Annotated in this window: 1 pseudogene; it reads right to left on the bottom strand. The window is 25.5% G+C overall.

What is annotated here, in order from left to right:
• A pseudogene (locus AJN60_RS03355) lies at positions 1 to 294 on the bottom strand (methyltransferase); the annotation flags it as partial.
• Positions 295 to 479 lie beyond the last annotated feature (185 nt).

Raw genomic sequence — 479 nt, 5'->3', positions numbered from 1 at the left:
AGAAATACAATATTTAGGTTCTATTTTAACTATTTTATTTTGTTCAAAACGAGCTTGTATAGCACAAGCATAAGCTGTGTTTGTATTTTTAGGTTTTACAATATCTTCCCCTTTACTATTTTTCATAACAATATCTTGCTTTAATTTATCACCAAAAGTAAGTTTATCTGCTTTATAAATATTATTCTTTTCATCTTGCTCTATATTTTCCCAAACATATTGCAACATCGCATAACTAGCATCTGCACAATTAGCATAGTCTTTGATTTGAGAGATAAGTTCTTTAGGGTTCATTAATATCTTTCCAAATTATATTTTTCATCACTTTTTATAAATTATAACAATAAAATATAACACATAAGCAAAAAACACTTTACTGTGATTAACAAATCACACCTGCTAAATCTATCATTTACTTACTTCAATCTCACATTCATAATCATATTAGATAAAAAGATACTATCTTTATCAAAGTCTTT

It is taken from the genome of Campylobacter sp. BCW_4323, from assembly GCF_001763115.1.
In the GTDB taxonomy this organism is placed as follows: Bacteria; Campylobacterota; Campylobacteria; order Campylobacterales; family Campylobacteraceae; genus Campylobacter_D; species Campylobacter_D jejuni.
This window is presented reverse-complemented; position numbering and strand designations above follow the sequence as displayed.